The organism is Micromonospora sp. RHAY321 (assembly GCF_023896955.1).
Taxonomy (GTDB): Bacteria; Actinomycetota; Actinomycetes; order Mycobacteriales; family Micromonosporaceae; genus Micromonospora.
On record NZ_JAMHIW010000008.1, the window covers coordinates 111575 to 137558 of the forward strand.

Here is a 25984-nt window from a genome sequence, read left to right on the forward strand (position 1 = left end):
CGCTCAGATCAGCCGCAGCTCGCGCGCCCGCCGGACGGCCTCACGCCGGCGGGTCGCGTCGAGCTTGCGGTAGATGTTGCGGACGTGGGTCTTCACGGTGTTGACCGAGAGCGACAGTTCGCTGGCGATCTCCACGTTGGACAGGATGCTCTGCAGGTAGCGCAGGATGGTCAACTCGCGCTCGGTGAGCGGCTCGTCGAGCGTGCCCCCCGGCTCGGCCGGCGGCCTGACGCTCGTCTGCTCGGCACCCCGGACCAGATCGCTGACCAGCGAGAAGTGTGCGGTGCCGGCGTCCAGGTGCGCGGCCAGCAGGTCCCGCACCGGCGGTTCCGAACGGGTGAAGACCCGGCGGGCGCCCTGCGGGCCGGCCAGGTCGAGCACCTGCTCCAGGATCCGCCCGGCCCGACGACCGTCCCCGCCGCGCTCGGCCAGCACCGCGTCCAGCAGGCCGGCGTCCAGGCGTACCGGCAGGGGCCAGGCGGCGGCCGGCGGCCCCTGCCAGTCGGGCAGCGCCCTCCCGGCCGCGCCGGCGTCCCCGGCGCGCAGCTCGACCCGGGCCAGCGCCACCGCGAGCGCCGGGGACGCCGTGTCCTCGGTGGCGCCGGCCAGCAGTTCGCGGGCCGTGTCCACGTCGCCCCGCTCGGCACGGAGGTCCGCCTCGGCGGCCCGCAGCAGGCCGGCCAACTCGGCGGCGGCAGGCCGGTCGGTCAACGACTCCCGGGCGCGGACGAGCAGCCGCTGCCCGGCGGCCGGATCACCGGTGTCGTGGTGCAGGTGGGCCCGACACAGCGCGGCCACCGCCGCCGCCACCGGCTCGCCGGGCCACCCCGCCGACCCGTCGTCACCCGACTCCGCCACGGCGGAACTCGCGGAGCCCGCCGAGCCTGCGGAGCCGGTCACCGGCACCGCCAGGGCGAGGTTGGCGGCAGCCTCCTCGGGTTGGTCACGATGCAGTGCCACCAGGGCCAACGCCAGGTAGGCGTAGGCACAGTCGAGGCGGCACGACCAGCCCCGGGAGGCCGCCACACCCAGGGCGTCGCGGGCCGCCTGCTCGGCCGCGCGAAGCTCTCCCCGGACGGCGAGCAGCAACGCGGAGCGGCTGGCAGCGACCAGCTCCGTACGCGGCCGGCCGGCCTCCCGGGCCGCCGCCCGCGCCCGGACGAACCGCGCGTCGGGCAGCGCGCCGGCGGCCAGCTCGACCAGGCCCAGCGCGGTGCCCGTGAAGGCCCGCAGGTCCGCGTCCTCGGCGGCGCTGCTCCCGCCGACGGCCTGCGTGGGGTTCGGCACACCGGTCGGCGTCGCCCCGGCCGGACGGCTCCGCAGCAGACGAGCGGCGGCGGCCCGCACCTCGGCCGGATCGCCGGCGAGGCGGGCCACGGTCAGCTCCAGCGCGGTGGCCAACCGCAGGAACCGGTCCCGACGCGGCACCGGCAGGCCGCCCGCGTACCCGGCGGCGGCGCGCAGGTGAGCGGTGGCGCCCGGCAGGTCACCGGCGTACGCCCGCTCGGCGGCGCAGGCCAACGCCACCTCCGGGTCGGCGCGGACCACCTCCGGAGGCGGCGACGCCGGCGTCGGTCCGCTCACCGGCTCCGGGTCGTACCTGGTCAGCTCCGGCCAGTGCGCGACGAACAGGTCACCGGCCCGGTCCCACCGGCCGGCGGCCAACGCGTGCCGCAACCCGTCGGCCGGGCGGCCGTCGCCGGCGTACCAGTCGGCCGCCCGCGCGTGCAGCTCACGCAACTCCTCGACGGGCAGCCGGGCCAGCTCGGCGCGGAGCAGGTCGGCCAGCAGGGGGTCGCAGCGGTACCAGGGCGGGCGGGTGTCCTCCCGGTGCAGCAGACCGCCGGCCCCCGCCAGGTCGGCCAACGACCGGCCGGCGTCGGCACGGCCGGTCAACGCCTCGGCCAGGTCGGCGCAGACGGTCTCGGCGAGAGCGGTACGGCGCAGCAGATCCCGGTCGGCGGGGTCGACCGACGCGAGCACCTCCTCGTGCAGGTAACCGGCGATCTCCGGGTGGTCACCGCCGAACTGCCCCACCCAGCGCTCCGGGTCGGGGTGCCCCCGCAGGGCCAGCGCGGCGATGCGCAGCGCGGCCGGCCAACCTCCGGTGCGCTCGCGCAACCGTCGTACGGCGGCAGCCGGCAGCGGCGCGCCGTGCGCGATGAGCAGGTCGGCCACCTCGTCGTCGGTGAAGGCCAGCTCGTCGGGGCCGATCTCGGTCAGCTCTCCGGCGAGGCGCAGCCGGTGCAGGGGCAGCGGCAGGCCGGCCCGGGCACCGACCACCAGGTGCAACCGCTGACCGGCGTGCCGGAGCAGGAACTCCAGCCCGGTCAGCGCCGCCGGGTCGCCGACCCGGTGCAGGTCGTCCAGGACCAGCAGCACCGACCGGTCGGCGGCGGCGAGCGCGGCGGCGAGTATCTCCAGCTGGTCGGGGCGGGGTGCCCGGTCGGGAACCGGCGCGGCCGGGCCGTCGTCCGCCGGCCCGGTGGCCGAGCGCAGGGCCGCCGCCAGGTACGCCCAGAGCCGGTCGCCGTCGTCACCGGCCTCCACCGACACCCACGCGGGTCCGGGTCCCGCCTCGGGCGTGTCAGCGGCCAGCCGCACCCAGGAGGCCAGCAGGGTGGTCTTGCCCCAGCCGGCGGGGGCGGCGACCAGGGTGACCGGTCCCGCGCTGCCCTCGTCGAGCCTGCGCAGCAGTCGGGGCCGCGCCACCACCGGCTCGGGCGGCGCCGCCGGGCTCAGCCGGGACGCCAGCAACGGCGGGTCCGCCGGTCGCCCCTGTGCCGTGCCGACGCGCACGCGATCCTGCTGTTCCGGCACCCGGCTCCACCCCCGTCGACGCGTTCCACCCCCCGGTCGGCGAGCGGTTACCCGGCCCGGACGTGTTCACCCCTTCCGGGCGAGCCCGCTTCACCCGGTCCGGGCCGAGGGTCGAGGGACGTGGACCGGGAGGACGGGTGGGGCTGATGGGACGGCTGACGCGGGCGCGATCCGCCCTCGGCGGCACGGCGCTGGCCGGGGCGGCGCGCCTGCTCCGGTGGCGTGGCCGGACCGGCGCGGGCGGTGACCCCGCCGCGCCGGCCCGGTGGGAGGTGGTGACGGTGGGCCGGCCGCCGGAGCAGGTGCTGCCCGGCGGCCGGTGGCCCGAGCCGCTGCGCCGCCTGGACGGCGCGGTCGAGGTGCGGATGCGGCCGGCGCCGGGCGACCGGGGCACCGAGCTGGCGGCCCGTCCGCTGGCCGGCGCCACCCCGACCGTCGGGCTGGCCGCGCATCTGGTCGGCGACGACCCGGGGCTGCTGGTCCGCCGCACGCTGCGCCAGGTGAAGCAGCGCATCGAGACCGGCGAGGTGCTGCGCCCCGACCGGTCCCCACTGGACGTTCCCCGCGCCGGCTGGTGGTGACGACGGATTCCCGCGCTCATGATCTACCGGTGGCGGCGGTGGGTGGCAGACTCTGGGGATGGCTGGGGAGCGGACGTATGACGTGGTGCTGTTCGGAGCCACCGGGTTCACCGGAGGGCTGACCGCCGAATACCTGGCCCGGCACGCGCCGTCCGGGCTGCGCTGGGCGCTGGCCGGGCGCAACCCGGATCGCCTGGCCGCGGTACGGGACCGACTCACCGCGATCGACGCGACCCTGGCCGGGTTGCCGCTGCTCACCGCCGACGTGACCGACGCCGACTCGCTGAGCGCGGTGGCCGAGAGCGCCCGGGTGGTGGCGAGCACCGTCGGCCCGTACATCCACCACGGGGAGCCGCTGGTCGCCGCCTGCGCCCGCGCCGGCACCGACTACCTGGACATCACGGGTGAGCCGGAGTTCGTCGACCTGATGTACGTCCGCCACCACGCCGAGGCGACCCGCACCGGAGCGCGGCTGGTGCACGCCTGCGGGTTCGACTCCGTCCCTCACGACCTGGGCGTCTGGTTCACCGTCAGGCAGTTGCCCGCCGACGTCCCGATCACCGTGGACGGCTACGTGCGCGCCGGCGGCCGGTTCTCCGGCGGCACGTACCACTCCGCGCTGACCGCGTTCTCCCGCACGGGGCAGGCCAGCCGGGCGGCCCGGGACCGCCGGGCGCTCGAGCCGCGCCCCACCGACCGACGGGTCCGGGCGGTGCCCGGCCGGCTGTCCCGCTCGGCGGAGCTGCGCATCTGGACCGTGCCGCTGCCCACCATCGACCCCCAGGTGGTCCGCCGTTCGGCGGCGGCCCGCCCGGAGTACGGCCCGGACTTCCGCTACCGGCACTTCGCCGCCGTGAAGCGGCTGCCGACCGTGCTGGCCGGCGCGGCGGGGCTCGGCGTACTGGTCGGGTTGGTGAAGGTGCCGCCCACCCGGCGCTGGCTGCTCGGCCGGCTCGCCTCCGGGCAGGGGCCCACCGCGCAGCAGCGGGCGGCGTCCTGGTTCCGGGTCCGGTTCGTCGGCACCGGCGGCGGGCGACGGGTGGTCACCGAGGTCGCCGGCGGCGATCCGGGCTACGACGAGACGGCGAAGATGCTCGCCGAGTCGGCGCTCTGCCTGGCACTGGACGAGCTGCCGACGACCGCCGGCCAGCTCACCCCGGTCGCCGCGATGGGTGACGCGCTGCTCGACCGGCTCGTCCGGGCCGGGCTCACCTTCCGCGTGCTGAAGCAGGAGGCCACGACCCCGGGGCCGGAGGCGCCGTCGACGCCGGGGGCCGAGGCGGCGACTTGACCCTCGACCGGGTCGAGGGGGCAGGATGCCCGGCGTGGAGAGCGACCTGCACAGCATCGGTGAGCTGGCCCGGGCCAGCGGCCTGACCGTCAGCGCGCTGCGCTTCTACGACTCCGCCGGGGTGCTGGAGCCGGCCCTGGTCGACCCGGTGACGGGCTACCGCTGGTACACCGACGAGCAGATCGCCCCGGCCCGGCTGGTGGCCGGGCTGCGCCGGGTCGGCATGCCGGTGCCGGAGATCGCCACGGCGGTACGCGCCGAGCCGGCAGCGGTGCACCGGCTGCTCGACGCGCACCTGCGCCGACTGTCGGACGGGCTCGCCGACGCCCGCCGGGAGATCACCCGGCTCCGCGCACTGGTCGACCCGGCGCCGCCGGCGACCACCACGCTGCTGCTCTCCCCCGCCGAGCTGGCCACCGCCCTCGACGCGGTGCGCTTCGCCGTCGGCGCCGATCCGGAACTGCCGGTGCTCTCCGCCGTGCTCTTCGACGTCGAGCTGGACGGCGTCCGGCTGGTCGCCACCGACCGGCACCGGCTCGCGCTGGCCCGGGCCGGTGCCAGCGTCGACGGGCCGCCGGTGCGGGTGCTCGTCGGGGTGGACCTGGTCGACCGGCTCCGCGCGCTGCTCGACGTCGCCGACGCCCGGCCGGTGCGGCTGACCGTGTCCGGCGCGGACCTGCGGGTCGCGGTGGCCGCCCGGACGCTGACCGGCACCGCCCTGCCGCACGACTTCCCCGACTACCGCAGGCTGCTGCGGGAAACCGTCGGTGAGCGTCCGGCCGCGTACCGGATCCCGGTGGACACCGCGGCGCTGCGCGCCGCGCTGACCGACCCGGCGGCCCCCACGGTCGCCCGTGAGTTCGGTGGCGAGTCGCTGGCGGTCACCGTGCTCGGCCTCGACGAGCGAGGTCACCTGCGACTGCTCCCCGCCGCCGGTCTCGCGCCGGACGGCCACGACCCGAGCGGGCTGCGGGTCGGTGTGAACGGTGGCTACCTGCTGGACGCGCTGGACGCGGCCGGCGGATCGCAACTCGTGCTGGAGCTGGACGGGCCGATCGCACCGCTGGCCGTCCGCCGCCCCGACGACGCGGACACCTTCTCCGTGCTGATGCCGGTCCGGCTCTGAGCCCTCCGGCGCACACGCGACGGTGGGCTCGCGCTCCCCGTCCCGGCGGGGCGGGGGCGCGACGGTAGCATCTGGTGGTCCACTCGACCCCGGACGGAGGCGTACGGAGCAGCATGCTCGACATGGAGTTGATCCGGAAGGATCGCGAGGCGGTGGCGACCGCGCTGGCGAAGCGACTGGATCCCGCCGAGGTCGATCGGGCCCTGGACGAGATTCAGCGGCTCGACCAGGAGCGGCGCGCCCTGATCACGGAGATCGACGCGGAGCGGCAGCGCCGCAAGGCGGAGGCCCGGGCGTACGCGCAGGCGAAGCGCGCCGGCACCGCGCCGCAGGTCACCGCGCCGGAGGCCGAGCGTAAGCAGCTCGCGGAGCTGGAGTCTCAGCTGGACGAGGTGCAGGCCCGGCTGCGCGACGCGATGAGTGAGCTGCCCAACCTGCCCAGCGACGACGTGGTGGCCGGCGGCAAGGAAGCCAACCGGGTGGTGAAGACCTTCGGCGAGCCACCGGTGATCGAGAAGGTCCGCGACCACGTGGAGCTGAGCCGCGCGTTGGGCCTGGTCGACTACGAGCGCGGGGTCAAGCTCGGCGGGTCCGGTTTCTGGATCTACACCGGGGTCGGCGCCCGGCTGGAGTGGGCGCTGCTCAACTACTTCGTCGACCAGCACATCAAGGCCGGTTACGAGTTCCTGCTCCCGCCGCACTTGCTGCTGGATTCGGCCGGCTTCGCCGCCGGGCAGTTCCCCAAGTTCTACGACGACGTCTACCACCTGGACTCGGCGTCCGCCCCGCGTGGCCAGTTCCTGCTGCCCACGTCGGAGACGGCGATCCTCGGCGCGTACCAGGACGAGATCCTGGAGACCCCGAAGCTGCCGCTGAAGGCGTTCGCGTACACCCCGTGCTACCGGCGGGAGTCGGCCGGCTCGCACTCGGACGAGCGCGGCACGGTGCGGGGGCACCAGTTCAACAAGGTGGAGATCTTCCAGTTCACCCTGCCGGAGCAGGCCGACGCGGCGCTGGAGGAGATGCTCGCCCACGCCGAGAGCCTGGTCGAGGGGCTGGGTCTGCACTACCAGCGCACGCTGCTCTCGGCCGGTGACGCCAGCGCCTCGATGAAGAAGACCCTCGACATCGAGGTGTGGATGCCGAGCACCGGTAAGTACAAGGAGGTGTCGTCGGTCTCCTGGGCCGGCGACTACCAGGCTCGTCGGGCGGCCATCCGTTACCGCGAGCCGGGCGGCAAGCAGACGCGCTTCGTGCACACCCTCAACGGGTCGGCGCTGGCCACCAGCCGGCTCTTCCCGGCCATCCTGGAGCAGTACCAGCAGGCCGACGGCAGCGTCCTGATCCCCAAGGTCCTCCAGGACCGCCTGGGCACCGACCGCCTGACCCCGCTGCGCTAGCTGGAAAACAACGCTCCCCGCACCTGGTCGACGGCGGCGGGACTGATGCCTGCGCACCAGTCCCGCCGCCGTCCACTCGGCCACGATTGTGACACCGTGGTCAATCCCGACGCTGAGCTGTTCCGGCTCCCGCGCGGACGTGCGGTGCCGGTTCAGGCACCGAACACCTCCGCGTGGGTCAGGCGGGCGTCACCGGGCTGCCAGTCGGCGACCGCGATCGCCACGTACCGCCCGGAGGACCTCGTCGAGATGGTGGTCTCGGGTCGCGGCTTCGGGACCGAGGCGACCGCTACGTAGCCGAGCCCGTCGGCAGAGGTGGCTACGGTGATCGGCCGCCGCCGACCGGGAGTCCAGGTCAGGCGGACCGATGCCAGACCCTGGAGCGATCCGAGGTCGATCACCAATCGGCCGGTCGGGCCGGGTTGCCAGGCGGTAACCGGGTCGCCGTCGACGGCGGCCGACGGGTCGGTCATGCCAGCCGGGAGCGGTGAGGTCGGGTAGGTCGTCCGAGACCGGGCCAGGTCGCTGGTTGGCGTCACCATCCCACCCGCGAACGCGACGTCCCGGCTGCGTCCAGCGGGTACCGTCACCCGCCGTCGGGCACCGCCGGCCATGGACTCCAGCTGCACCATCACGATGTGCTCGGCGGGTGCGGTGATTCGGAGGTGGTGCGAGTCGGTGACGTCGAACCGGGTACCGGCGGGAATCGACTTCGCCGGTCGTACCGCGGTCGCGGTGAACCGCGGCGGCTCGACGCGTGCGGTGGCGGCGGCAAGGTCGACCTGGTAGCTGGTGGTCCCGGATCCGGTGACCTGGCTTCCGTGGTAAAGCCGCAGCGTGGCGTGCTGCGACAGGGTGACGGCCGCCGTCGTGATGTCCTCGTCGGACAGGTTGAACAGGCTCAGGTATCCGTCCGCGTCACTCACCCGCAACGCCTCCGGACCGCCATTGGGCAGGGTTCGAGACGCCGCGGCGGCCAGGGCCGACCTGCTCGCGCCCGTGTACCCCTCGATGATCAGCCGAGTGCTGCCGGTGGCCGGTCCGCTGGACAGGGTGACGGTGGTGGCGGTCACGGTGATCGGATTCTGGCCGTTGTGGACTACCAGACCCGCTCGTCCGTCGACGTCCAGCCAGGAGCCGGCGATAGTCGGGCTGTCCGGCACGACCGCCGCGTCGCTCCAGTTGATGCCGTCCAGAGAGGTCTGGATGACGTATCGGGTGCCGTACGCGGCCTCCCAGTCCAGGCGTACGCCGCTGATGTCGATGGACTCGCCGAGGTCGACGGCGAGCCAACTGTCCGCGCGGCCGCGTTCCTCCCGGGCGACCGCCCAGCGGGTGCCGGAGTTGCCGTCGGTCGCGTTCGGTGCGGGGTAGGCGGGGTCGGCGGACGAGGCCGTGGTGGGCCGACCGGTGGCGAGGTCGATCCCGCTGGCGCCGAGCACGGCGAAGGCGAACAGCGAGTAGCCGTACTGGTTGACGGGGGATCGGCCGAGCATCCGCACGTACCTGGCTGGACGAGGCGCAAAGCTGATCTGGTCGGTTCCGCCGTCGCCGAGGCCCTGTTGTCCAGCCAGGGTGACGGACCCCTGTTCGCCGGTGAAGGTGCGGGTGCCGGTGAGCCCGGGTACACCGGGCATGTCCAGGTTGAACAGGGTGAGCGCGCCCTCGTCGGCACCGATGCCGGTGGTGGCGTACACGACCGTACCGGTGGGCAGCGTGACGTATCCCGCGGTGCCGCCGGCGACGCGTAGAACGGTGGCCGTGGCGTCGAGACCGTCCCGGGCCATGGTGTACGCAGCGGAGGTGCGGCCCAGGACCGGCGCCGACTGCCTCGGCAGCAGCGAGGCGGCCCGGGTGTCGAACAACCAATTATCGTGGGCGGGGGCCCACAGGAACGAGACGTACCCGGTCTTGCTGACCGCCGCGGCGAAGGCGGTCGGGGTTTGCTGGGCGGTCAGCCCGGCCTGCTCCCCGAAGTCCCGGGTGCCCGCCGCCGCCGCGAAGAACGTGGTGCTGGCGACCGGCTCGACCACGCCACCGTTGGCTGCCCGCCAGGAATGGAAGAGATAACTGATGGCGAGTTCGGCCCGGGCCTCGGGCTCGTACTTCGGCTCGCCGCTGAACTTGGTGAGCCGATACTCGGGCGGGTAGTTCAGGTAGGGCATGAGCCGGTCGGCGAGGTCCGCCTCGGCCCGGGCGGCGTGCCGGTCGCCTTGGACCTGCGCGAGGAAGGCGAGTGGCAGGACATCACGGCCGTACAGGTGGTAGCGGTCCGCGACCATCGGCATGAAGGGTTCGCCAGCATCGCTGGCCAGCAGCCGCATGGTCCGCCACAGCTGGGCGGCGCTGGGCTGCCGGGTGAGTGCCTCGGGGAGCGGTTGGCCGGCGGTCAGGAAGTGCGCAGCGGTACGACCCGCAGTGCGCCACAGTTCTTCCTGGTAGTGCGGGCCGAAGGAGCCGTGATTCTCGACGAGGAACGTGTCGTGGATGTTGTGGGCGGTGTTCCAGTCCGCGACCGCCCGCCCGTCGACGACGGCGGCGTTGGCGCGGTCGGCTGCGGGTAGTCCGGTCGCGTTGAGCGTCCACGTCAGGAACCGCTCGCGCCACGCCGCGGCTGCGGGGTCGTCCGTCGCCCAGGCCAGGCCGGGCGCGATCGCCTGGGCGTAAACCCCCATCTCCTCGAGCTTGGTGTCGCCGATCCAGCCACCGGTGAGGCCGTTCGGCGTCCAACTGCCACTCAGCGGGTCGTTACGGGTGCCGAGGGAATGGGCGTACGCGGCCTGCCCGCGGGCGATGCGGTCAACGTTGTTGCGGGTCACCTCGTCCAGTTCGGACCACAGCAGTCGGGCGGCCAGGACGAAGTACAGCTCGAAGGTGCTGTCCCAGAAGAGCTGTCGGCCCCACTCGGTGCCGCCGGCGAGCCGGTTGGTGGCCGCAAATCGGCGGATGGTGGCGACGGTACGGGCGTGGAGCGTGTCCCGGTCGACGCCCGCGGCCGCCGGGTCGTACCCGGGCGAGATGAGCAGGACCGCGTTACCGAGGACGACCGCGAACCTGAAGTCCGCGAGGCGGTATGCGTTGATCGCCGGATCCCATTGCTCCTCGGCCCATCGGGTGTGGGCGAGCAGCAGCGCGTGGTAGGTGTTGGCAACCGGGCCGGTGGCCGCGGCGTATGACGTGGTGGCGGCTGGCGCGGCTTGGGCGGTGGCGGTGGGTCGGGCGATGGCGAGTCCAGCGCCGACGGCGCTGCCAAGGATGAGGAGCCGCCGCCTGCTCAACTCGAATTCGGATATACGCATGGTGGTCCTTCGGTGTGACAACGTTGTCAGACAGACTCTGACGATCGTTTCCGGATGTCAAGACCAACGTCGTTGCCTCAGGGCTTCGGCCGGCGGGGGTTCCGGTACCGCAAGACACCCCCGCCCTTCCGGCCGTCGATCATGAAGTTATTGCCCGTCGCCTCGGCGTGTCGTGGCAATAACTTCATGATCAACGAGGCTGGGTGGGGTGCGGAGGCGGTGGGTGCGGGCCTGGGTCAGGGCTGCCAGGATCAGCAGGGCCGCCAGGGCGGCTACGAGCAGTGCCGGGCCGATGGCGTCCAGGGCGTTGGACAGGGTTCGTTGTAACTGGGACGCCGCTCGGATGACCGGGTCGTGGAGGGCGTCGCGGCGGCCGGCGGCGAGCCGTAGCTCGTACCAGCCGTACCAGGCGACGTAGCCGCCGGCGGCCAACAGCACCAGGCCACTGAGGCGGGGCACCAGCGCACCGGCGACGCGCAGCCGGGCCACCAGGCCGTCGCGCAGCAGCGCCACCCCGAGGGCGGCGACCGCGACCACCAGCCCCATCCCGAGGGCGTACGCGCCGAACAGCGCCAGCCCCTGACCGGTCGAGCCGGCCTGGAGGCTGGTCACCACGATGGCCAGGAACGGCGCGATGGCGCAGCCGAGCGAGGCCAGCGAGTACGCCGCGCCGAACAGCGCCATCGACGGCCAGGACCGGGTCAGCCGGGGCGCCCGGGCGGACCAGCCGGGGGCGGGCAGCCGCCGACCGGCGAGCAACCAGCAGCCGGCCAGCACCAGCAGCACGCCGAGCGCCACGGTCAGCCACGGCAGCCGGGGCCGCAGCCAGCCGGCCAGCGGCGCGAGCGCCAGGCCGAACGCGCCGAACACCAGCACGTACCCCAGGGTCAACCCGGCCGCCGCGGTGAGCGCGCGGCCGACCGCGCCGCGGGTGTCCGACTTCCCGGCGACCAACAGCGAGAGGTACGCGGGCAGCAACGCGAAGCCGCACGGGTTGACCGCGCCGAGCATGCCGGCGGTCAGCGCGAGCAGCAGTGCGGCGGTCACGCCCCGGCCAGTGCGGCGACCTTGGCGGTGAGCGCCTCACCGTCCAGGAAGCCGTGGTGGACGACCGCGCCGTTCCGGTCGATGATCACGAAGATGCTCTGCTCGGTCACCTTGAACCGCTTCCAGAGCGCACCCTTGCTGTCCTCGATCTGTGGCGTCGCGCCGAGGTCGAACTCGGTGACGAACTCCTTCATGGCCTTCCGCTCGCCCAGCCCGGCGACGCCGACGATCGGCACGGTGTCCCGGTACCGGGGTTCGATCTCGGCCACCGTCCATGCCTGACTGGCGCAGGTGGCGCACCACGGCGCCCAGAACCACAGCACCACCGGTTTGCCGGCGAGCTGTGCCGCGTCGAACGCGGCCCCGCCGAGGGTGGTCCCGGTGAAGCGCAGCACGTCCGGGATCTGCGTTGGGGCGGCGGGTGGTCCGCCGGTCGCCGCGCCGGTCGGGGTGGGCGGGGCGCCGGTCGAGGCCGGGGCCGATCCGGCGGCGGCGGGCCCACCCGGCGCGGTGCCGGTACAGGCGGCAATGCCGAACAGGGCCACCACCAGCGCTGCGGCGGTGGCGGCACGGCGTAGCTGCCCGACCCCTGTCCACGCCATGCTGATCCGCATCCGCTCCTCCGTTCCGGTCCGGAAGGGACCCTTCCTAGCCGTGAGGCGTTGACAGGTGCCCTTCCCTACTCGGCCTTGGCGAGTCGGAGAGCCAACTCCGGGCAGACCTTGACCGCCTTCAGCGCGCCCTCCCGCAGCCAGGTCGGCACCGGGGTGGGCGGGAACGCGGGGTATCCGTTGCCGTCGAGTCGGATGAAGTCCGGCACGACGTGCGCGCACAGCCCGTGCCCGTCGCAGCGCGACCAGTCCAGGGTGAGCTTCTGCGGGTTCGCGTCGGGTGCGCCCGGCAGCCCCATCACGCCCTTGACCCGGCGGCCGCAGCCGTCGCCGGTGGTGTGCAGCCGCAGATCGTCGGCGAAGACCTCGATGGCGGAGAGGGCGAACCGGGCGGTGCCGTCGGGGTGGCTGCACGCGCCCCGGCCCTTCACCTCGCCGGCGGCGGCCCGCACCACGTCCGCCGGCTGGCTCCCGGCCACCGCCAGGTCCACCGCGCGGGCCAGGTCCGGCAGGCCCATCTTGCACGGTCCGCACTGGCCGGCGGACTCCCCGGCCAGGTAGCGCACCACCTGGGCGGCCTCACCAAGCGGGCAGGTGTCGGTGCCGAGCGGGACGATGATGCCGGCGCCGAGAGTGCCGCCGACCGCGGCCAGGCCCTTGCGGGAGACCTCCGCGCGGTCCGCCGCCTCCGGGGTGATCCACTTGCCGTGGTAGCCGCCCATCAGGATGCCCTGAACGTCTGGCACCTCGCACAGGTCGAGGACGTCGCGCAGCGGCATACCGGCGGTGCACTCCACCACGGCCGGTCGGCCCGCCGCACCCGTCACGGTGAGCAGCACGGTGCCCGGCTCGTCGTCGGTGCCGAGCGCCGCGTACTCGTACGGGCCGAGTCGGGCACCGACGGCGAGCTGGGCGTACGTCTCGGCGTTGGAGAGCAGGGTGGGCAGGCCGCCGACCCCGGAGTCGCTGGAGCGCTTCTTGGTGCCGGGTGGGATGTGCGGCAGCCCGTTGATCCCGTTGACCAGGGCGCCGCCCTCGCCGGAGATGAACCGGTGCGGCACGGTGACGATGGTGGCCGGCACCGGCATCCGCCGTTCCGCCAGCGCCTCCATCAGCGAGTCCCGGCCCACCCCGTCGTCGGCCACGCCGATGACGATCTCCTCGGCGTCCAGCGCGTACGCGGCCAGCGCCGCACCGTCCAGGATCAGGTGCGGGGCGCGGGTCAGCAGCACCTTGTCCTTCCAGCTGGCCGGCTCCCCCTCGGTGGCGTTGACCACCACCACGGCGGCGAGGTCCTGCCGCTCGCAGGACTCCAGCACCGCGCGCAGCTTGCGGGCGAACGGGAAGCCCGCCCCGCCCTTGCCCTTGAGCTGCATGCCCTCGGCGAGCCGGAGGAGCTGCGCCGGCTCCATCGGGCCGATCGGCCCGTGCACCTCCTCGTGCGCCGCCAGGTCCAGCCGGCCGAACTCCGCGAAACCGGCGGTGAGCCGGGGCTCGCCCACGCAGGCGACCGGGGGCACCGTCGTACGCATCACTTCGCCTCACCCCGCAGCCCGGCCCAGTACGCGCCGTCCACCGCGTCCGCGCTGGCCTTGCGCCGCTTGGCGGACCGGCTCTCGCCGGCGGCCCGCCGTGCCCGCCGCGACGCCAGGTCGACCAGGGTGGGGGTGTCGTCGACGGGCGGCGGCACCTCCTCCGGTACGTACCGGGTCGGCGGGCGCCAGTAGTCCGGCTCCTCCGGCAGGTCGTCCTCGGCGCTGTGCCGGCCGCTGCCACTGCGCGGCGCCGCCGAGATCGGACCGGCCGAGATCGGACCGGCCGAGATCGGACCAGCCGAGATCGGACCAGCCGAGATCGGTTCGGCGGAGACCGGCCCTGCCGAGATCGGCGCGGTGGCCTGCCACCGGCGCGGGCTGTCCCACGGCTCCTCGGGCTCGTCGAGCATCCGCTGCGGCGAGGCCGAGTACCTGGTGCCGTCGTCCTCCACCGACCGGGAGCGGCGGCTCGAGCGCCGGGCGACCGGCTCCAACTCCTCCTCGTCGCGCCGACGGGTGACCGTCTCCTCCGCGCTCCGGCGACCCGACCGGCGGGTCGACGACTCCCGCTCGTCGCGCCGGCCACGCGTGGCCCGTTCGGTGTCCCGCCGGGCCGCCGGCTCCTCGTCGCGTCGGCGTCGGGTGGGCCGCACCGGCTCGGCGAGCGAGCCCGGCTCGGGCACCACCGGGACGGTGAACCGCTCGGGGTCGCGCCGCCGCGGGCCGGCCGGAGCGGTCCACGAGGCGGTGGTGGTCTCCGCCCAGGCGGGGCGCTTCTCGTCGCTGTTCTCGCGGCGTCGGCCCAGCCCGGCCAGCAGCGAGCGGCCCCGGCTCTCCTCGCCGGCCCGACCGGCCATCGCCGTGTTGCGCAGCGCGGCCTGGTGCTGTTCGCGGCTGCGCCGGCCGATGGTGACCGAGAGCCGGACCAGCAGTGCCAGCACGACCAGCAGGACGCAGCCGAGGTAGCTGAACACCACCCAGGACTGGGCGACGCGGCCGGCGTACAGGCCGTGGAACAGGGCGAACGGCCAGGCGACGTACGCCGTGGAGTGCAGTGCGCGCCACAGCCACTTCGGACCGACGCCGGCGAAGCGGGCCCGGATGATGCCGGTCCAGATGACGCTGACCATCAGCAGGGCGGCAACCGTGCCGAGCCCGACGTAGAACCCTCTGCCGCCGATGAAGGGCACCAGCGCGTCGGTCGCCGCCGCCCGGCCGGTGGCGATCTTGGTGAGCACGTGGAAGACCAGCCCGGCGACGCCCAGCACACCGGTGGCCCGGTGCGCCGACTGCATCAGTACCCGGTGCGAGATGCGCAGCACCAGCCGGTCCGTGGCGAGCAGGCCGAGCATCACGGTGAGGCTCAGCGACACCAGGGCGATGACGCCGGCGAAGAACTCGGTGAAGAAGAAGCCGTACGCGTACGCCGTCTGCCCGGCGCCGGTCAGCATGGTCGCCGCCCAGAGCGCGGCGAGCACCGACGCGATCAGCATGGCGGTCGCGGACCGCGATCGGGTGCGTACCCCCCGACTGCTGGCACTGGTCCGGACGGTGGCCGCCTTCTGGTTCTGCTTTGCCCGGGCCATCTGCTCCTCGATCGTCTCGCGGCGGCGCACCACCGGCCGACCCCTGCTCCCCCATCCAGTACGGACCGGCAGGGCTCGCGGATCACCCGGCGGCGGAAATTTCTGAGCCGGATCGAACCAACCGGCGCCGGGACGCGTGTAGCGCCCCACCGCCGGAGCGCGCGTCGACGCACCATCGGCCGAAATGGACAGTGACGGATGTCCATGCATTGACAGGCGCTGCAACACGCTTGTAACCTTTCGGAAAATTTCAGCCTGTGCTGCAAGATTCCGGCAACCAGGCTCTCTTCCCCCTGCGGCGCCACCCCACCCCCGCCCCCGTCAGGAGTCCCGATGCACCGACGTCGACGCGGCTCGGCGATCCTCGCCCTCGGCCTGGTCGCCAGCCTGCTCGTCCCCGCCACCGTGACGGCTCCCCCGGCCGTCGCCGCCCCGTCCGGGGCCAAGAAGGTCATCGTCCAGCTCTTCGAGTGGAACTGGCCCTCGGTGGCCAGCGAGTGCCAGAGCACGCTCGGCCCCAAGGGCTACGGCTACGTCCAGGTGTCACCCCCGCAGGAACACGTGCGGGGCAACCAGTGGTGGCTGGCGTACCAGCCGGTCAGCTACCGGATCGAGTCCCGCAAGGGCACCCGCGCCCAGTTCCAGTCGATGGTGAACACCTGCCACGCGGCCGGGGTCAAGGTGATCGTCGACGCGGTGATCAACCACATGTCCGGCCAGGACAACGGCGGCACCGGCTGGGCCGGCTCCTCGTACTCGCACTACGACTACCCGGGCATCTACCAGACGCAGGACTTCCACCACTGCGGGCGCAACGGTGGCGACGACATCGCCAACTACAACGACCGGTACGAGGTGCAGAACTGCGAACTGGTCAACCTCTCGGACCTGAAGACCGAGTCGGACTACGTCCGCACGAGGATCGCCTCGTACCTGAACGACCTGCTCTCCCTGGGCGTCGACGGCTTCCGGATGGACGCCAGCAAGCACATGCCGGCCGCCGACATCGCCGCGATCAAGGGCAAGCTCTCCCGCTCGGCGTACATCGTCCAGGAGGTCATCCACGGCGCCGGCGAGCCGGTCCAGCCGACCGAGTACACCGGCAACGGTGACGTGCACGAGTTCCGCTACGGCAAGGACCTGGCCCGGGTGTTCCGCTCGGAGCGGCTGTCCTACCTGCGCAACTTCGGCGAGGGCTGGGGGCACCTGCCCACCGGCCCGTCCTCGGTGTTCGTGGACAACCACGACACCCAGCGCGACGCCGGCGGGGTGCTCACGTACAAGGACCGGGGCATCTACGCCCTGGCGAACGCCTTCATGCTGGCCTGGCCGTACGGCTCGCCGACGGTCATGTCCAGCTACACCTTCAGCAACCGGGACGCCGGTCCTCCGTCGGACGGCGCCAACAAGACGCTGAACACGGCCTGCTACTCCGGCTGGGAGTGCGAGCACCGCTGGCCGGTGATCGCCAACATGGTCGGCTTCCGCAACGCCACCGAGGGCGCCGGCGTGACCAACTGGTACGACAACGGCAACAACCACATCGCGTTCAGCCGCAGCGGCAAGGGCTTCATCACGGTCAACGACGAGGACTCCGCGGTGAACGGTCGCTCGTACTACACCGGGCTTCCCGCCGGCCGCTACTGCGACGTCATCCACGGCACGTACGCGGGCGGCACCTGTAGCGGCCCGGTGATCACGGTGGACGGTGGCGGCTGGTTCGCCGCCAACGTGCCGGCGCACGACGCGGTGGCCATCCACGTCGGCGCCCGCGTCTGACCTGCCGGGAAGGGGCTCCTGTCACCGCTTCTTTGTCGGGCAGGAGCCCCTTCTGGCGGCGCAGGTCCGATAGAGTGCTTTAGTGCCGTTTGACCGAATGACCCCGTACCGTCGCCGTGGCGTGTGGATGGCCGCCGCCGTCGCCGTGGCCGCGATGCTGGTCGCCGCGCTGCTGGTCGGCCAGGCCCTCACGCCCCGCTCGACGACCACCGACCGACCAGTTGCGACGGCGCCCGACCCGACGCCGAGCAGCATCGAGCAGAGCCCCGAGGAGTCGGTGCCACCGGCCGCGCCGGCCCCGGACGGGCTACCGGTGGTCGACTACGACCCCGCCCCCAAGGGCTTCCCCACCGATCCGGACACCATGGACACGACGCCGCTGACCGAGGGCGTGCACCCGACGCGGCGGATCGCCGCGTACAACGCGCCCGGCGGGCGTCCGCTGGCCTTCCTCGAACCGACGCTCGCCGGCGTCGAGCTGACGGTGCCGATCGCCCAGCGGCGGGCCGGCTGGACGGCGGTCCTGCTGCCCTCGGCCAACCGGCGGCTGGCCTGGCTGCCGCCCGGCGGGTTCGACGTCGTGCCGCTGCGGGACCAGATCGTGGTGGAACGCAAGGTGCACCGGCTCACCTGGTACCGAGCGGGCAAGGCGGTGCGCTCCTGGGAGGTCAGCCTCGGCCTTCCGGGGCAGGACACCCCGCTCGGCCGGACCTTCATCCTGGGCCGCACGCCGCCGCCGCAGGACGTCTACGGCGGAGTGGACATCTACGCCCTCGGCTCGGTGCCCGACGACCCGGACTCCGTGCCGACCGGGTTGCGGGGAGCGCACATCGGCGTGCACACCTGGTACAACGACGACGACCTGGGCAAGAACACCACCAACGGCTGCATCCGGTTGACCCCCAGCGGCCAACGGGAGCTGCTCGCCGAGGTGCGCCCCGGCAGCAGCCTGGTGGTGGTGGATCAGCTGCCCACCCCGCCGCCCACCGCCTGAGCCGCACCGGTCACTCGCCGAGCAGCCAGCCGTTCTGCTCGGCGATCCGCACCGCCTCGGCCCGGTTGCGGGCGCCGGTCTTGCCGATCGCCGCCGACAGGTGGTTGCGCACCGTCCCCTCGGACAGGTGCAGCGCCCCGGCCAGGTCCGCGACCGTGCCGCCGCCCCGGGCCGCCCGCAGCACCTCGGCCTCCCGCTCGGTGAGCGGGCTCGCCCCGGTGGCCAGCGTCTCCGCGGCCAGCGTCGGGTCGACCACCCGCAGGCCGGCGTGCACCCGGCGGACCGCGTCGGCGAGCTGCCGGGCCGGGGTGTCCTTGACGACGAACCCGTTCGCGCCGGCCTCCATGGCCCGACGCAGGTAACCGGGCCGACCGAAGGTGGTCACCACCAGCACCCGGCAGGCCGGCAGAGCGGCCCGCAGCGCGGCGGCGGCCGCGATCCCGTCCAGACCGGGCATCTCCACGTCCAGCAGGGCCACGTCGGGCCTGGTTCGGCGGGCCTCGGGCACCACCTCGTCACCCCGGCCGACCTCGGCCACCACGGTCAGGTCGGGCTCCAGCGAGAGCAGCGCGGCCAGCGCGCCACGAACCAGCGCCTGGTCGTCGGCGAGCAGCAGCCGGATCGGCGCGTTGGCGGGGCCGGTCACCGGGCTGCCACCGGCGCGTGCACCCGCAACAGGAAGCCCGTTCCGTCCGGACGGCGACCCACGGTCACCGCCGCGTCCAGCCGCCGCGCCCGCTCGCGCAGACCGACCAGGCCGTGCCCGGCGTCGTCGTCGGGAGTGGACGGACCCCGACCGTCGTCACTCACCTCCACCCGGTCCCGGCCCACCCGGACAGTGCAGTTCCGCGCCCCGCTGTGCCGGACCACGTTGGTCACCCCTTCCCGCACCGCCCAGCCGAACAACCGGTCCCACTCGCCCGGCAACGCCGGCACCTCAGCCGGCAGCTCCGCCGCGATGCCCGCCGCGGCCAGCGCCGAACGGGCGCCGGCCAGCTCACCGGCGAGGGTCACCTCGCGGTACGCCCCGACGGTCTGCCGTACGTCCGCCAGCGCCGCCCGGGCCAGCCCCTCCACCTCGGCGATCTCGATGGCGGCCCGCTCCCGGTCCACCTCGATGAGCCGGCCGGCCAACTCCGCCTTGATCGCCACCACCGTCAGCGAGTGCCCGAGGATGTCGTGCAGGTCGCGGGCGGCGCGGGCCCGCTCCTCGGCGACCGCGAGCCGGCGGATCTCCTGCTGCGCGGCCCGGAGCTCACTGTTGCGCTGGGCCAGCCGGGACACCCCGAACATGGCGAACGAGGCGAGCAGCACCGCGAAGACGATGGTGTTCTCCGCCTCCCACGCCGGCACCAGCCAGGACGCCACCAGCGGGGTCACCGCGCAGACGGCGACGCTGGCCAACGCCTCCCGCGACGGCAGCAGGAACACCGCGGCCGCGGCGACGTACACCAGGGTGGCCAGCCAGTCCCCGTCGGTGCCCGGGATGCTGGCCAGGCCCACCGCGAGCAGCAGGAGCAGCCCGGCCCGCGCCCGGGGCACCGGGATCGGCCGCAGCGACTCGCGCAGCCCGCGGGCCCACTGGAACAGCAGGACGTAGCCGACGCTGAAGGCGATCAGGGCGGCCACGCCGAGGACCCGTCGCCAGGGTTGTGGCTGGTGCAGCGCGGTGGCGAGCGGCACGTTGAGGAAGAACAGCCACACCGCGGCCAGCAGCCAGCCGGTGAACCGCCAGTGGCGGCTCACCGGCCGGGGCTGATCCGTCGAGAGGTGCATCGCGTCCACGCTAACGGTCGCCGGTTGTCAGACCCGGGCGGTGTCGCGGCGGAACAGCCGGACCGCGCCGATGCCGAAGACCAGGGCCCAGAAGGCGATGTTGGCCAGCGCCGCCATGCTCACCCCGTCCCCGGTCAGCGGGGCGCGGGACAGCTCACCCACGCCGTAGACGGGGGTGAACGTCGCGACGTGCTGGAGGACGTCCGGCAGCACCTCGACCGGGACGAAGAGCCCGCCGAACATGGCCAGCACGGCCAGGACCGGGCCGATGAACTGCATGACGTTCTCGGCCGGCACCAGGTAGCCGATGAACAGGCCGAACGCGGCGAAGACCAGCGAGCCGAGCCAGGCGGCCAGCCCGGAGAGCAGCCAGACGTACACCGGGATGCGGACGCCGGCGGCGGCGCCCACCAGGAACTCGACGACGACCGCGAGCAGGCCGAGGGTCATCGCGGTGATCAGCTTGGTGGCCACGTACGCGGTCGGGCGCAGCGGGGTGAGCCGCAGCTGCCGGCTCCAGCCAAGCGCCCGCTCGGTGGCCACCGCACCGCCGGCGCTGGTGGTCGCCACCATGGCCGCGTACACGGCCAGGCTGATCATGACGTACGCCGTCACCGGGCGGCCGTTGTCCAGCGCCTGACCGCCCTGCGGCAGGCCGAAGATGAGGAAGAAGACGCCCGGCATGATCAGCGTGAAGGCGAGGGTACGGCGGTTGCGCAGCATCCGGCGCAGCTCGATGCCCTGCACCGCCGGGGCGAAGCCGCCCAGGGCGGGCAGCCGGCGGTCGGTACGGGTGGCGGCGGGGGTGGCCGGCAGGGTGGTCATCTCAGGCTCCGGTGTGCTCGGTGGTCAGGGCGAGGAACGCGTCCTCGAGATTGCGGGAGGTGATCTCCACGTCCCGGGCCGCGGTCCGGGCGAGCAGGTGTCGGGCGACCGCGTCCGAGTCGCCGGTGCGCACCAGCACGCTGTCGCCGCGTACCTCCACGGCGTCCACGCCGGGCAGCGCGGCGAGCGCGGCCTGGTCGGCGCCGGGCAGGGTGGCCCGGACGGTACGGCCGGCGGCAAGGTTCTTGATCTCCGCGGTGGTGCCGTCGGCGACGACGCGCCCCTGCCGCACCAGCACGATCCGGTCGGCGTACGCGTCCGCCTCGTCGAGGTAGTGGGTGGCGAAGATGACCGTCCGCCCCGCCCGCGCGTCGCGGCGCAGCGCCTGCCAGAAGTCCCGCCGGCCCTCGACGTCCATGCCGGTGGTCGGCTCGTCGAGCACCATGAGGTCCGGGTCGGGCAGCAGCGCCAGCGCGAACCGCAGCCGCTGCTGCTGGCCGCCGGAGCAGCGCCCCACCACCCGGTCGGCGATGTCGGTGATGCCGGCCCGCTCCAGCACCTCAACGGCCGGGCGGGTGTGCCGGTAGAAGTGGGCGGTCATCCGGACGGTCTCGCCGACGGTGAGGTCCTTGAGCAGGCCGCCGGTCTGGAGCACGGCGGCGACCCGGCCCCTGGCGACCGCGTCGTCCGGGGTGCCGCCGAGGATGCGGACCGTCCCCGCGTCGGGGCGGGCCAACCCGAGCAGCATGTCGATCGTGGTGGTCTTGCCCGCGCCGTTGGGGCCGAGGAACGCCACCACCTCGCCGGGCTGCACCCGCAGGCTCAGCCCGTCGACCGCGGTGACCGGGCCGAAGGTCTTGGTGAGGCCGTTCAGCTCGACGGCCGGATGCGTACTGGTCATGGCACTCATGCTCCGGCGGCCCGGGGGCCGGTACCCGGAGCGGTCGTCACGTTCCGGCCGTGACATTTGTCAGGGGCCCGTCGCCGGCGGCCCGCGTCATCGCCTGGGCGACACGGAGCGGGCGGCGAGGAATTCCGCGCACGGCAACGGGTAACCGCCGGGCCGGGACGCCGCGACACCGGGAGGACGCGATGGGTGCCACACCGCAGGGCCAGGTCGACACGGTCGTGCTGGTCCACGGGCTCTGGATGACCCCGCGGAGCTGGGAGGGCTGGGCCGACCGGTACGCCGCTCGTGGCCTGCGGATCCTCGCCCCCGCCTGGCCCGGCATGGACCGGGAGGTCGAGCGGCTGCGCGACGATCCGGCCCCGATCGCGCAGCAGAGCATCGCCAGGATCGTCGCGCACTACGACCGGATCATCCGGACGCTGGTCCGGCCGCCGATCATCATGGGGCACTCGTTCGGTGGGCTGATCACCCAACTCCTGGTCGACCGGGGCCTCGGTGCGGCGGCGGTGGGTGTGGCCCCCGCCCCGGTCAAGGGTGTGCTGAAGCTGCCGTTGAGCACGCTCCGCTCGGGCTTCGCGATCCTGCGCAACCCCGCGAACCGCAACCGGGCCGTGCCGTTCACCCCCGAGGAATTCCACTACGCGTTCGGCAACACGATGAGCCGGGCCGACTCCGACCGCGCCTGGCAGCGCTACGCCGTCCCGGGCGCGGGGCGGGTGCTCTTCGAGGGCGCGTTCGCCAACCTCGACCCGACCTCCCCGGCGAGGGTGGACAACGGGCGCAACGATCGGGCCCCGCTGCTGCTGATGGCCGGGGAACTCGACCATGTGGTGCCGCCGTCCGTGGTGCGCTCCAACGCCGGGCTCTACCAGAAGTCCCGGGCGCTCACCGCGTACGAGGAGTTCCCGGGACGATCACACTTCACCGTCGGCCAGGACGGCTGGGAGAAGATCGCCGACTACGCGCTGGACTGGGCGCTGCGCGCGGCGGCCCTGCCCCGGGCGGCGACCATCGCCAGCGAGAGCCCTCGCCGCTGAGCGTCCCCGGTGTGGGCCGCTGCCGGGCGCATGAGCGGGCCGGCCACGGGTAACGGGGAGGGATGAGGGCGAGTTTCCGGCTTGGCCGGATCGCGGGGGTGCCGGTCGGCGTCAACTGGAGTGTCCTGGTCATCTTCGCCCTGATCGCGTGGGGACTGGCGGCCAACCAGTTCCCCCGCTCGTACCCCGACCGTTCCCCGGTGGCGTACACCCTCGCCGGGCTGGCCGCGGCGGTGGTCTTCTTCGTCGGCCTGCTGGCCCACGAGGTGTCGCACGCGGTGGTGGCCAAGCGCAACGGGCTGACGGTCGACGGCATCACGCTCTGGCTGTTCGGCGGCGTCGCCGAGTTGAAGGGCGAACCCCGCGACCCGGGCGCGGAGCTGCGGATCTCCGGGGTCGGGCCGCTGGTCAGCCTGCTGATCGGGGCGTTCTTCGGCGTCATCGCCGCGCTGCTCGCGCTGGCCGGGCAGGGTGGGCTGCTGCTCGGGGTGCTGGCCTGGTTGGCCGGCATCAACGTGCTGCTGGCCGTCTTCAACGTCCTGCCGGCCGCGCCGCTGGACGGCGGTCGGCTGCTGCGCGCCGCCGTGTGGAAGGCGACCGGAGACCGGACCCGGGCGTCGGTGGTCGCCGCCCGCGCCGGGTGGGTGCTCGGCGCGCTGCTGATCGGTCTCGGGCTCTGGCAGTTCCTGTCCGGGGTCGGCTTCGGTGGGCTCTGGCTGGCGCTGATCGGCTGGTTCCTGATCGGCGCCGCCGGGATGGAGGAGCGGCAGACCCGCGCCGGCAGCGCGCTACGCGGGGTCCGGGTCGGCGACGTGATGACCCCGCAGCCGCAGACCGCCTCGGCGGAGATGACCGTCGCCGACTTCGTCGACCACTACCTGTTCGCGTACCGGCACTCGGCGCTGCCGCTGACCGAGGAGGGCCGGCCGACCGGCCTGGTCACCCTCGACCGGGTACGGGGCGTACCGGCCGACCGGCGGGCGTCGACCACGCTGGCCGAGGTGGCCTGCCGAGCCGACCAGTTGGTCCTCGCCCAACCCGGCGAGGAACTCAACGACCTGCTCCCCCGGCTCCGTGAGTGCGCCGACGGCCGCGCCCTGGTGGTGACCGACGACGGCCGCCTGGTCGGCATCATCTCCCCCAGCGACATCAGCCGCGCCGTCCAGAGAGGCACCCTCCGCACCCCCCAACCCACCCCCCACTGACCGCGGTGATCATGAAGTTAGCGGCACGACACGCCGACACTGATGTCGCTAACTTCATGATCACCGGTGCGGGGGCCGGGGTGGACCCCCGGGGAGGCCTTAGCGGGGGAAGTGGGTGTCCAGGTCTTTGGTGCGGAATTTGCCCTTTGGGTCCAGGTGGGTCAGGAGGGCGGTGAAGTCCCTGTGGCGGGGGTAGCGGGTGGACAGCGTGGCCGGGTCGGTGACGAAGACCTTGCCCCAGTGCGGGCGGAACTCGAACGGCGTCAGCCGCTCCTCCACCTCGGCCACCACCGGCAGCACCCTGGCGGCGTCGGCGATCCAGGTGAAGTGCAGGACGAAGCTGTCCCGGTGGTGGTTCGGGCTGAGCCACAACTCGTCGGCCGCCACCGTACGCAGCTCGCACACCTGCAGCACCGGGGCGATCAGGTGCGCCACCTCGTCCAGGGCGGCGAGCGCGTCGGCGGCCGAGGCGCGTGGCACGTGGTACTCGGACTGGAGTTCGTCGCCGTTGCTCGGGGTGAACCCGAGCTTGAAGTGCGGCAGCCGCTCCTGCCACGGGCCCGGCACGCCGAGCTGCGGGGTGCAGTTCTCCGCCGGCATCCCGAGCACGGGGTGGCGCGGCCGGTCGGCGGCCGTCGTGCCGAGCCAGTCCGCCGGGGGCGGGGCCTGGTCGGCCAGCTGCTTGCGCCACACCTCGCGCAGTCGCGGCGCCCGCCAGTCGGTGAACACGCTGACGCTGTAGGCCGAGCCCAGCGCCTCGTCCAGCGCTTCCCGGGGCAGGTCGAGCCGGACGTACTGGCGTACCTCGAAGGCCGGCACCAGGTCGAGGGTGACCCGGGTGACCACGCCGAGCGCGCCGAGCCCGACCACCATGCCGGCGAACGTGTCGGTGTCCCGGTCGACGTGGAGCAGGTCGCCGTCGGCGGTGACCAGCTCCAGGCCGGCGACGGAGGTCGCGAGGTTGCCGTGGGTCTGACCGGAACCGTGGGTTGCGGTGGCGACGGCACCGGCTACCGAGATGTGCGGCAGCGAGGCGAGGTTGGGCAGCGCGTACCCCTGGGCGTACAGCTGTGGGGCGACGTCGCCGTAGCGCAGCGCGCCGGTGACGGTGACCCGTGCGCGCTCGCGGTCCACGTCGATCGACGGCGGCAGCCCGGCCAGGGTGACCAGGTCACCTTCGGTGTCGCCGAGCCGGTTGAAGGAGTGCCCGGTGCCCACCGCCCGGATCCGGTCGCTGCCGGCGACCAGTCGGCGCAGCTCGTCGACGGAGGTGGGCCGGTGGAACGCGCGGGCGGCGTAGCGCACGTTGCCGGCCCAGTTGCGACGTGGGACGTCGGCAGCGGCGGCCGACGGGCCGCCCCGCTCAGGCTCGGTCACGTGGCGCTCTCCCGATCGGTCGAGGGGTGGTCGGCCAGCGCGGCGACCAGCGCGTCCAGCGCCGCGTCGACCTGGAGCCGGCCGTAACCCCGCTGGGCGACCGGCAGGCCGGCCGCGGAGGCGTGTTCGATCTCCGCCCGGGCCGCCTGCCGGGTCGGGCCGTCGCCGGACACCAGGGCGTCCTGGCCGCGCCGGATCAACCGGTCGACGGTGTCCATGCGGTAGCCCCGCAGGCCCGCGGGGAGGTCCGGGTCGGCGAAGGCGGCGCGGCGCAGCGCGGGCAGGTCCACGAACCGGTCGCCGGCGTAGCGGGTGAGCGCGGCGGACACCTGTTCGGGCTGCTCCCGGACCTGGTCGAGCACGAGCAGCTCGACGGCGGGCCGGCCGTCGAGCGGATGGCGGGCGGTCACCGGCGGCCCCAGCGTCACGCCGGGCGTGGGCACCAGCAGCAGTCGCGGCGGCTCCGGACGGCCGTCGCGGCGGGGTGGCTCGTCGAGGATCAACGCGTCGACCTCGGCCCACCGGATCGACCGGCGCAGGCCCGGCCGCCGGATGGTCAGGCCGTCCGCGCCGATCCCGAACCGGAACGGCCGCAGCGCGCTGCCCAGCGCGACGACGCCCAGGGCGACGGCTCCCACCGCGATGATCGTGCGTAGCAGGGCGTCCTCGCGGGGCAGGGCGAGCAGCACCACCCCACCGAGTACGCAGACCAGGGCGAGGACAAGGGCTCCCCGACTCCGGCGTAGTTCCACGCTCGGACCCCCGTTCATGACCGTGGCGTCGGT

At 73.9% G+C, this 25984-nt stretch carries 20 protein-coding genes; 8 read left to right on the forward strand and 12 right to left on the reverse strand.

Going from position 1 to position 25984, the window contains the following annotated elements; genetic code table 11:
• Nucleotides 1-3: 3 nt before the first annotated feature.
• A complete protein-coding gene (locus M8C17_RS18920) occupies nt 4-2820 on the reverse strand; it encodes a LuxR C-terminal-related transcriptional regulator (RefSeq protein ID WP_374558626.1) in 2817 nt (938 codons plus the stop codon).
• Nucleotides 2821-2966: 146 nt separating this feature from the next.
• Between M8C17_RS18920 and M8C17_RS18925 the strand changes: the two genes are divergently transcribed.
• The 4 genes from M8C17_RS18925 to serS all read left to right on the forward strand — a co-directional run bounded on the left by M8C17_RS18925 (nt 2967) and on the right by serS (nt 7218).
• The gene (locus M8C17_RS18925; RefSeq protein ID WP_252417827.1) at nt 2967-3401 is read left to right on the forward strand and encodes a hypothetical protein; all 435 of its coding nucleotides are present in this window, start codon (nt 2967-2969) and stop codon (nt 3399-3401) included.
• 58 nt (nt 3402-3459) lie between these two features.
• A complete protein-coding gene (locus M8C17_RS18930) occupies nt 3460-4692 on the forward strand; it encodes a trans-acting enoyl reductase family protein (protein WP_252417828.1) in 1233 nt (410 codons plus the stop codon).
• Nucleotides 4693-4717: 25 nt separating this feature from the next.
• A complete protein-coding gene (locus tag M8C17_RS18935; protein WP_252417829.1) occupies nt 4718-5818 on the forward strand; it encodes a MerR family transcriptional regulator in 1101 nt (366 codons plus the stop codon).
• A gap of 113 nt (nt 5819-5931) precedes the next feature.
• Entirely contained in the window at nt 5932-7218 is a 1287-nt protein-coding gene (gene serS / locus M8C17_RS18940) for a serine--tRNA ligase (protein ID WP_252417830.1), read from the forward strand.
• Nucleotides 7219-7370: 152 nt separating this feature from the next.
• On the opposite strand, the gene M8C17_RS18945 is transcribed toward serS, so the two are convergent.
• From M8C17_RS18945 to M8C17_RS18965, 5 genes are all read right to left on the reverse strand, one after another.
• Entirely contained in the window at nt 7371-10517 is a 3147-nt protein-coding gene (locus M8C17_RS18945; protein ID WP_252417831.1) for a discoidin domain-containing protein, read from the reverse strand.
• 147 nt (nt 10518-10664) lie between these two features.
• Nucleotides 10665-11564, reverse strand: coding sequence for a cytochrome c biogenesis CcdA family protein (locus M8C17_RS18950; RefSeq protein ID WP_252417832.1), 900 nt, complete (start codon nt 11562-11564; stop codon nt 10665-10667).
• Complete coding sequence (locus M8C17_RS18955) at nt 11561-12178, reverse strand: thioredoxin-like domain-containing protein (RefSeq protein WP_252417833.1); 618 nt, start codon at nt 12176-12178, stop codon at nt 11561-11563. The genes M8C17_RS18950 and M8C17_RS18955 overlap by 4 nt, the downstream gene beginning before the upstream one ends.
• Before the next feature lie 65 nt (nt 12179-12243).
• Nucleotides 12244-13710, reverse strand: coding sequence for an NADH-ubiquinone oxidoreductase-F iron-sulfur binding region domain-containing protein (locus M8C17_RS18960; protein WP_374558630.1), 1467 nt, complete (start codon nt 13708-13710; stop codon nt 12244-12246).
• The gene (locus tag M8C17_RS18965) at nt 13707-15329 is read right to left on the reverse strand and encodes a ferric reductase-like transmembrane domain-containing protein (RefSeq protein ID WP_252417835.1); all 1623 of its coding nucleotides are present in this window, start codon (nt 15327-15329) and stop codon (nt 13707-13709) included. The genes M8C17_RS18960 and M8C17_RS18965 overlap by 4 nt, the downstream gene beginning before the upstream one ends.
• 300 nt (nt 15330-15629) lie before the next feature.
• On the opposite strand from M8C17_RS18965, the gene M8C17_RS18970 reads away from it, so the two are divergent.
• The gene (locus M8C17_RS18970) at nt 15630-17075 is read left to right on the forward strand and encodes an alpha-amylase family protein (protein ID WP_252417836.1); all 1446 of its coding nucleotides are present in this window, start codon (nt 15630-15632) and stop codon (nt 17073-17075) included.
• Between the two features lie 82 nt (nt 17076-17157).
• The gene (locus M8C17_RS18975; RefSeq protein WP_252417837.1) at nt 17158-18069 is read left to right on the forward strand and encodes a L,D-transpeptidase; all 912 of its coding nucleotides are present in this window, start codon (nt 17158-17160) and stop codon (nt 18067-18069) included.
• 10 nt (nt 18070-18079) lie between these two features.
• Here the strand turns inward: M8C17_RS18975 and M8C17_RS18980 are convergent, their stop codons facing one another.
• From M8C17_RS18980 to M8C17_RS18995, 4 genes are read right to left on the reverse strand one after another with little or no spacing between them, the layout of a single operon-like run.
• Entirely contained in the window at nt 18080-18715 is a 636-nt protein-coding gene (locus tag M8C17_RS18980) for a response regulator (RefSeq protein ID WP_252417838.1), read from the reverse strand.
• On the reverse strand, nt 18712-19845 hold the full coding sequence (locus M8C17_RS18985; RefSeq protein ID WP_252417839.1) for a sensor histidine kinase: 1134 nt from the start codon (nt 19843-19845) through the stop codon (nt 18712-18714). The genes M8C17_RS18980 and M8C17_RS18985 overlap by 4 nt, the downstream gene beginning before the upstream one ends.
• A gap of 27 nt (nt 19846-19872) precedes the next feature.
• Nucleotides 19873-20670 (reverse strand): ABC transporter permease, encoded by a 798-nt coding sequence (locus M8C17_RS18990; RefSeq protein ID WP_252417840.1) that lies wholly within the window; start codon nt 20668-20670, stop codon nt 19873-19875.
• 1 nt (nt 20671) lies between these two features.
• On the reverse strand, nt 20672-21571 hold the full coding sequence (locus tag M8C17_RS18995; RefSeq protein WP_252417841.1) for an ABC transporter ATP-binding protein: 900 nt from the start codon (nt 21569-21571) through the stop codon (nt 20672-20674).
• A 191-nt stretch (nt 21572-21762) separates the two neighbouring features.
• Here M8C17_RS18995 and M8C17_RS19000 point away from each other — a divergent pair, with 191 nt between their 5' ends.
• Both M8C17_RS19000 and M8C17_RS32050 read left to right on the forward strand, forming a co-directional pair.
• Nucleotides 21763-22617 (forward strand): alpha/beta hydrolase, encoded by an 855-nt coding sequence (locus M8C17_RS19000; protein WP_252417842.1) that lies wholly within the window; start codon nt 21763-21765, stop codon nt 22615-22617.
• Between the two features lie 62 nt (nt 22618-22679).
• Nucleotides 22680-23822 carry a site-2 protease family protein gene (locus M8C17_RS32050; RefSeq protein WP_305884705.1) on the forward strand — a complete coding sequence of 381 codons (1143 nt, stop codon included), beginning with the start codon at nt 22680-22682 and terminating at the stop codon, nt 23820-23822.
• 99 nt (nt 23823-23921) lie between these two features.
• On the opposite strand, the gene M8C17_RS19015 is transcribed toward M8C17_RS32050, so the two are convergent.
• Together M8C17_RS19015 and M8C17_RS19020 are read right to left on the reverse strand one after the other, a co-directional pair.
• Entirely contained in the window at nt 23922-25199 is a 1278-nt protein-coding gene (locus tag M8C17_RS19015) for an FAD-binding protein (RefSeq protein WP_252417843.1), read from the reverse strand.
• Nucleotides 25196-25951, reverse strand: a complete 756-nt coding sequence (locus M8C17_RS19020) for a hypothetical protein (protein ID WP_252417844.1) — start codon at nt 25949-25951, stop codon at nt 25196-25198. Before M8C17_RS19020 ends, M8C17_RS19015 begins: the two co-directional genes overlap by 4 nt.
• Between the last annotated feature and the right edge of the window lie 33 nt (nt 25952-25984).